This window comes from Streptomyces sp. NPDC048420 (assembly GCF_040651535.1).
In the GTDB taxonomy this organism is placed as follows: Bacteria; Actinomycetota; Actinomycetes; order Streptomycetales; family Streptomycetaceae; genus Streptomyces.
On record NZ_JBEZKG010000055.1, the window covers coordinates 20553 to 27313 of the forward strand.

The 6761-nt window shown below is 71.0% G+C and carries 8 protein-coding genes and 1 tRNA gene; 7 read left to right on the top strand and 2 right to left on the bottom strand.

Annotation, left to right across the window (positions count from 1 at the left end):
• Positions 1–6 precede the first annotated feature (6 nt).
• The gene (locus AB0D34_RS46065; protein ID WP_362673933.1) at positions 7–591 is read right to left on the bottom strand and encodes a 5-formyltetrahydrofolate cyclo-ligase; all 585 of its coding nucleotides are present in this window, start codon (positions 589–591) and stop codon (positions 7–9) included.
• A gap of 131 nt (positions 592–722) precedes the next feature.
• On the opposite strand from AB0D34_RS46065, the gene galU reads away from it, so the two are divergent.
• The 7 genes from galU (at position 723) to AB0D34_RS46100 (ending at position 6202) form a co-directional block, all read left to right on the top strand.
• A complete protein-coding gene (gene galU, locus AB0D34_RS46070; RefSeq protein ID WP_362673935.1) occupies positions 723–1625 on the top strand; it encodes a UTP--glucose-1-phosphate uridylyltransferase GalU in 903 nt (300 codons plus the stop codon).
• Between the two features lie 4 nt (positions 1626–1629).
• On the top strand, positions 1630–2952 hold the full coding sequence (glp, locus tag AB0D34_RS46075; RefSeq protein ID WP_362673938.1) for a gephyrin-like molybdotransferase Glp: 1323 nt from the start codon (positions 1630–1632) through the stop codon (positions 2950–2952).
• 62 nt (positions 2953–3014) lie between these two features.
• The gene (gene moaC / locus AB0D34_RS46080; RefSeq protein ID WP_362673940.1) at positions 3015–3494 is read left to right on the top strand and encodes a cyclic pyranopterin monophosphate synthase MoaC; all 480 of its coding nucleotides are present in this window, start codon (positions 3015–3017) and stop codon (positions 3492–3494) included.
• On the top strand, positions 3491–3997 hold the full coding sequence (locus AB0D34_RS46085) for a MogA/MoaB family molybdenum cofactor biosynthesis protein (RefSeq protein WP_362673942.1): 507 nt from the start codon (positions 3491–3493) through the stop codon (positions 3995–3997). The genes moaC and AB0D34_RS46085 overlap by 4 nt, the downstream gene beginning before the upstream one ends.
• Positions 3994–4638, top strand: a complete 645-nt coding sequence (locus tag AB0D34_RS46090; protein WP_362673948.1) for a GNAT family protein — start codon at positions 3994–3996, stop codon at positions 4636–4638. Before AB0D34_RS46085 ends, AB0D34_RS46090 begins: the two co-directional genes overlap by 4 nt.
• Positions 4639–4810: 172 nt before the next feature.
• A complete protein-coding gene (glpR, locus tag AB0D34_RS46095) occupies positions 4811–6046 on the top strand; it encodes a gephyrin-like molybdotransferase receptor GlpR (protein WP_362673944.1) in 1236 nt (411 codons plus the stop codon).
• Between the two features lie 82 nt (positions 6047–6128).
• Positions 6129–6202: transfer RNA gene (locus tag AB0D34_RS46100), tRNA-Ala, on the top strand.
• Between the two features lie 348 nt (positions 6203–6550).
• On the opposite strand, the gene AB0D34_RS46105 is transcribed toward AB0D34_RS46100, so the two are convergent.
• The coding region (locus AB0D34_RS46105) for a hypothetical protein (RefSeq protein WP_362673946.1) at positions 6551–6761 on the bottom strand (211 nt) is incomplete at its 5' end.

The following is a 6761-nucleotide window of genomic DNA, read 5'->3' on the forward strand; positions in this document are numbered from 1 at the left end:
CCTTCGTCATGCCGGGGCGCGGAAGCGGCGCACGCCCGACGGCGTCACCACCGCGTGCACCGGGCGGTCGTGCGGTTCCTCCGGGACATGCCCGACGACCTCGGAGTCGTACAGCAGGACCACCAGCGCCGGTCGTGCGCCCGCGCGTTCCAGGCGCGCGAGCACCCGGTCGTACGACCCCCCGCCGCGCCCCAGGCGCATCCCGCGCCCGTCCACCGCGAGGCCGGGCAGCAGCACGACGTCGGCGCCGGTCACGGCGTCCGGGCCGAGGCGCTCGCCGCAGGGCTCGAAGAGGGCCATTTTTCCGCCGTGTTGGACGCGCGCGAGCGAGCCCTCGCCGGTGTAGGCGCCCCAGTCCAGGTCGTTGTCCGGCAGGAGGGCGGGGAGCAGGACGTGTACGTTCCGCTCGCGCAGCGCGTCGAGGAGGGCGAGCGTGCCGGGCTCGTTGCCGACCGAGACATACGCCGCCACCGTGCGCGCACGCGCCAGTTCCGGCAGCTCAAGGGCCCGGCCGGCCAGCGCGGCGGCCGCTTCCCGCACGTCATCGGCCGTCAACGTGCTCCTCACCGCCAGGTATTCTCGCCGCAACATGCGCTTGTCAGGCTCGGCCGGACGTCCGACGTGGCTCAAAGGTTGCACCCGTACCCTTCCAATACGCTCATATGAGAGCTTATTAACCGGAGCCCCAGATTCCACACAAAGGCACCGGATAGGGTGCGACCATGACTCAGTCGCACCCTCGGATCAGCAAGGCTGTCATTCCGGCAGCAGGGCTCGGCACCCGCTTCCTGCCGGCAACCAAGGCCACTCCCAAGGAGATGCTGCCGGTCGTCGACAAGCCGGCGATCCAGTACGTGGTCGAGGAGGCCGTCTCGGCGGGCCTCGATGACGTCCTCATGATCACGGGACGCAACAAGCGCCCTCTGGAGGACCACTTCGACCGCAACTACGAGCTCGAGTCCGCCCTCCAGAAGAAGGGCGACGCCAGCCGGCTCGCCAAGGTCCAGGAGTCCAGCGACCTCGCCACCATGCACTACGTCCGCCAGGGCGACCCCCGCGGCCTCGGCCACGCCGTCCTGTGCGCGGCCCCGCACGTGGGCGACGAGCCCTTCGCCGTCCTCCTGGGCGACGACCTGATCGACGCCCGCGACCTCCTGCTCAAGCGGATGATCGAGGTCCAGGAGCAGCACGGCGGCAGCGTCATCGCGCTCATGGAGGTCGCGCCCGAGCAGATCCACCTCTACGGCTGTGCCGTCGTCGAGGAGACCGAGGACAGCGACGTCGTCAAGGTCGGCGGCCTGGTCGAGAAGCCGGAGGCGGCCGACGCCCCGTCCAACTACGCGGTCATCGGCCGGTACGTCCTCGACCCGCGCATCTTCGACATACTCCGCAAGACCGAGCCGGGCCGCGGCAACGAGATCCAGCTCACCGACGCCCTCCAGCAGCTCGCCCAGGACGAGAAGGTCGGCGGCCCGGTGCACGGCGTCGTCTTCAAGGGCCGCCGCTATGACACCGGGGACCGCGGCGACTACCTGCGTGCCATTGTCAGACTCGCGTGCGAACGTGAAGACCTGGGCCCGGACTTCCGGACCTGGCTTCGCAGTTACGTAGCCGAGGAGATGTAGGCATTTGAGCAGCGCCGCGCCCCGTCCCGCCGACCAGGACCACCTCTGGTCGGTGGACGAACACCTGGAGGACATCCTCGCGACCGTCCGCCCCCTGGAACCCATCGAGCTGCAACTGCTCGACGCCCAGGGGTGCGTCCTGGTCGAGGACGTCACGGTGCCGGTGTCCCTGCCGCCGTTCGACAACAGCTCCATGGACGGGTACGCGGTGCGGATCGCCGACGTGGCGGGCGCGAGCGAGGAGTTCCCGGCCGTCCTGGACGTCGTCGGGGACGTCGCGGCCGGCCAGGCCGAGCTCCTGCACGTCGGCCCGGGCCAGGCCGCCCGCATCATGACCGGCGCCCCGCTGCCGCCCGGCGCCGAGACCGTCGTCCCCGTCGAGTGGACCGACGGAGGCCTCGGCGAGGGCCCGGTGAGCGGGATGCGCGCCCGCAGCCTCGGCCCCGAGGGCGCCGAAGGGCACGTGCACGTGCACCGGCCCGCCGAGGCACGCGCGCACGTACGCGCCAAGGGCAGCGACGTCCGGGCCGGCGACCGCGCCCTGGACGCCGGCACCGTCCTCGGCCCCCCGCAGATCGCCCTGCTCGCCGCCATCGGCCGCGGCACCGTACGCGTGCGCCCGCGCCCGCGCGTGGTCGTCATGTCCACCGGCAGCGAACTCGTCCAGCCCGACGAGAGCCTCGGCACCGGCCAGATCTACGACTCCAACAGCTTCGCCCTCACCGCGGCCGCCCGGGACGCAGGCGCCATCGCCTACCGGGTGGGCGCCGTCGCCGACGACGCCGAGACCCTGCGCTCCACCATCGAGGACCAGCTCGTCCGCGCCGACCTCGTGGTCACCACCGGCGGCGTGAGCGTCGGGGCGTACGACGTCGTCAAGGAGGCCCTGTCCTCCGTGGGCGACGAGGACGAACCGGGCAGCGGCGTCGACTTCCGCAAGCTCGCCATGCAGCCCGGCAAGCCCCAGGGCTTCGGCACCATCGGCCCCGACCACACCCCGCTCCTCGCCCTGCCCGGCAACCCGGTGTCGTCGTACGTCTCCTTCGAACTGTTCGTCCGTCCCGCCATCCGCACCCTCATGGGCCTCGACGACGTCCACCGCCCGACGACCAGGGCGACCCTGACCGCGGACAAGGCGCTGACCTCGCCCAGGGGACGCCGACAGTTCCTGCGGGGCACCTACGCCGACGGCTCCGTCAGCCCGGTCGGCGGTGCCGGTTCCCATCTGGTGGCCGCCCTCGCCCAGGCGGACGCGCTGATCGTCGTACCGGAGGACGTGGAGTCCGTCGAGCCCGGCGCCGAGGTCGAGGTGGTCCTGCTCGGCTGAGCACGCCTGGTTGGCGGTACCGTGTCGCGCACAACAGGCCGGACCGGGAGCGCCGCACAACCATGAGTACGCAGGACCGACTGACCCACATCGACGACGCGGGCGCCGCCCGCATGGTCGACGTCTCCGGCAAGGACGTCACCGTACGCACCGCGCGCGCGAGCGGACGTGTCCTCGTGTCGCCCCGGGTGATCGAGCTGCTGCGCGGCGAGGGCGTCCCCAAGGGTGATGCCCTCGCCACCGCGCGGATCGCGGGCATCATGGGCGCCAAACGCACCCCGGACCTGATCCCGCTGTGCCACCCGTTGTCGGTGTCCGGTGTGAAACTGGATCTGTCGGTCGCGGACGACGCCGTGGAGATCCTCGCCACCGTGAAGACCACGGACCGCACGGGCGTCGAGATGGAAGCCCTCACCGCGGTCTCCGTCGCCGCGCTCACCGTGATCGACATGGTCAAGGCGGTCGACAAGGGAGCGGTCATCACGGACGTACGGGTCGAGGAGAAGACGGGCGGCAAGTCGGGCGACTGGAGCCGAGGATGACGTATCGCGCTCTTGTGGTCACCGCCTCCAACAGGGCTGCCGCCGGGATCTACGAGGACAAGGGCGGCCCGATGGTCGCCGAGGGCCTGAAGGGCTTCGGCCTCACCGTCGACGGCCCCCAGGTCGTGCCCGACGGCGACCCGGTGGAGGCCGCCCTGCGTGCGGGCGCCGACGCCGGTTACGACGTGATCGTCACCACCGGCGGCACCGGCATCTCGCCCACCGACCGCACCCCCGAGGCGACCCGCGCGGTGATCGACCACGAGGTGCCGGGCATCGCGGAGGCCATCCGGGCGTACGGACGGGACAAGGTGCCCACCGCCGCGCTCTCCCGTGGCCTGGCCGGCGTGGCGGGGCGCACACTGATCGTGAACCTGCCGGGTTCCAGTGGCGGGGTGAAGGACGGGCTGGCCGTTCTTGCGCCCCTGTTGATCCACGCCGTCGACCAGATCCGCGGCGGCGACCACCCGAGACCCGGCGCCGGCAGTGGGGGTGCGAGCTGAACAGCCCGTCCTGGCCCGTCGTACTGGCGGACGGCGATGTCGTCCTGAGGCCGATAAAGATGCGCGACCAGCGGACCTGGCGTGAGGTCAACCGGCGCAACCGGGACTGGCTGCGCCCCTGGGAGGCGACCATTCCGCCGCCCACGCCCACCGGGCCGATCGCACACCGGCCGACCTACCGTCAGATGGTCCGGCACCTGAGGTCCGAGGCGAACGCGGGCCGGATGCTGCCGTTCGTCATCGAGTACCGGGGGCAGCTGGTCGGGCAGTTGACCGTCGCCGGAATCACCTGGGGCTCGATGTGCTCGGGGCACGTCGGCTACTGGGTGGACCAGTCGGTCGCCGGGCGCGGTGTGATGCCGACGGCCGTGGCGCTTGTCGTGGACCACTGTTTCCGCACGGTCGGTCTGCACCGCATCGAGGTCTGCATTCGCCCCGAGAACGGGCCCAGCCGACGGGTCGTGGAGAAACTCGGATTCCGCGAGGAGGGGATGCGGCCGCGCTATCTCCACATCGACGGGGCCTGGCGTGACCATCTCGTGTTCGCGCTCACCGCGGAAGAGGTGCCGGACGGGTTGCTCAGGCGCTGGCAGCGGGCACGCTCCAGCAAGCAGGTTCCCGATACAGGTCCCGGAAATTGAATAAGTGTTCGAAAATGATCGGCGCATGACCGTCTCGGGACATTGAATTCGCGACTCAAGCGGCCTGCTGATCGGATCGGTCACAAAAAAAGCTCGAAATATCAGCCGGATCGTGCGACACACCGACTCAATTGGCAGATGGCCTCACGCAAACCCCTCTACCGTGTGAGGCGTGAGCAGCAGCGGCCTCATCTACGCAGTCATTGTCGGGGCCTGGGCCGCCTACTTGGTGCCGATGTGGCTCCGTAGGCAGGACGAGCTGAACGAGGCCCGTCCGACGGAACGCTTCAGCACCGCCATCCGGCTGCTGTCCGGACGGGCGGGCATGGAGCGTCGATATGCCAAGGACCTGCGCGCGCGCTCCGCCGACGAGGGGGAGCACGACGCCGACGAACCGGATGTCGTCACCGAGTCGGTGGACGTCCGGGCCTTCGCCATGCCCCCGACCCGTCCGCAGACCCAGGCACCGGTCCAGCCGCCGGCGCCCGAACCGGCGCGCGCGAAGAAGACGAACACGCCCGCGACGGCCCCCGCGCGCAAGCAGGCACCCGGACCCGCCGCCCAAGCCCAGGCGCAGGCGCAGGCCCACGCCCCCCGGCGTACGGCTTCCGCGGAGGCGGCCGCTGCGCGCGCCCGGCGTATGAAGGCCCTCGCGCGCCGTCGTCGTACGACAGTCATGCTCTTCGTGGCCTTCACGCTCGGCACGGTCGTCGCCGCCGTCGGAGGGCTCGCCTTCCTGTGGGCGCCCGGCGTGCCCGCCGTGATGCTCAGCGCGTACATCGCGTACCTGCGTTCCCAGGAACGCCGCCGCTTCGCCTACCAGATGGACCGGCGCCGGGCCGAAGCCGCCGCGCAGCGGCTGCGGGAGCGGGCACGCCAACCGCGTCGGCGCACGTCCGTGAGCACCGGGGTGGACGCCGACGAACCGGACGAGGGACCAGAACCGGCAACGGATCCCGGCCTTTCGGCGCTCGCCGCCGACCGGCGCGCCCTCGTCGAGCAGACCGACCACGCCGAGTGGGTCGACCAGCAGCGCGAGCGGCAGCACCGGCCGGGGCACGGGGACAGCTGGGACCCGGTACCGGTACCACTGCCGACGTACGTCACCGCGCCGGTCGCTCCGCGGGCCACCGCGAACGTGGACCTCGGGGCGCCGGACGCGTGGAGCTCGGCGCGGTCCAGCGCCGTCGCGCCGGAGCAATCGGATCAGTTCGGCCAGGGGTCGACGCCCGTCGCGGAGGACGCGGGATCGGAGGACCAGTCGGCTGACGAGGAGGACAGGCCGGAGGCGGACGGTCGCAGTGACGCCCGTCGCGCCGCCTCCGCACGCCGGGCGCGCGAGCGTGGCCGTACGCCGCTCTTCGACCAGTACGAGGAAGGCGACCGGCCCCGCGCGGCCAACGAGTGAGGACCGGGGAGCCCTTCTCTGACCAGCCGGGAACGGATTTCCAAGCACCCCGATGAGGATGCTAGAGTTTCACTCGTTGCAAGGGCCTGTGGCGCAGTCTGGTAGCGCACCTCGTTCGCATCGAGGGGGTCTGGGGTTCAAATCCCCACAGGTCCACCGCAGCTCAGAGCCTCAGTCGGAGTGATCCGGCTGGGGCTCTTTGGTGTCGTACAGGCGGATGCGGCGGACTCCCGCAGGGGCCGACCGAACGACGAAGAGCCGGTTGACGCTGCGGTGTTGGGCGTGACGCAGATCCTCCCGTACGGGTGTCGCGCCAACCGCTAGGTGTTGGCGCGTTGTTGGTGGTGGGTGCGCTCCGCGGATCGCGCGTGTAGGTCTGTCAGTGCGCCGTCCTGGTGTCCCCTTCGTGCTCGACGCCCAGGAGCGTGAGGGCGTTGTGGATGCCCTGATCGAGGACTTGATCGGCGAGCTGCCCGGCCCTTGTCCATGGAATCCGGGGTGCAGTCAGGCGTCTTGCTCACGCCGGGCGCCGATGTCCTGAGCGTCGTACAGCTCGTTGGCTGTCGCCGGTCCGGGGCCGGATGTCCGTGGCTCGTCGGTCATGGCCGGCGTCTCGTGGTCGGCGGTGTAGGTGGGCTGCCCCTGCCCTGGTGGTGCGCTCTGCCGTGTACTCCGGTGCTCGGCGGAAGCCGTGATTCCGTTGCTGCGTGTCTCG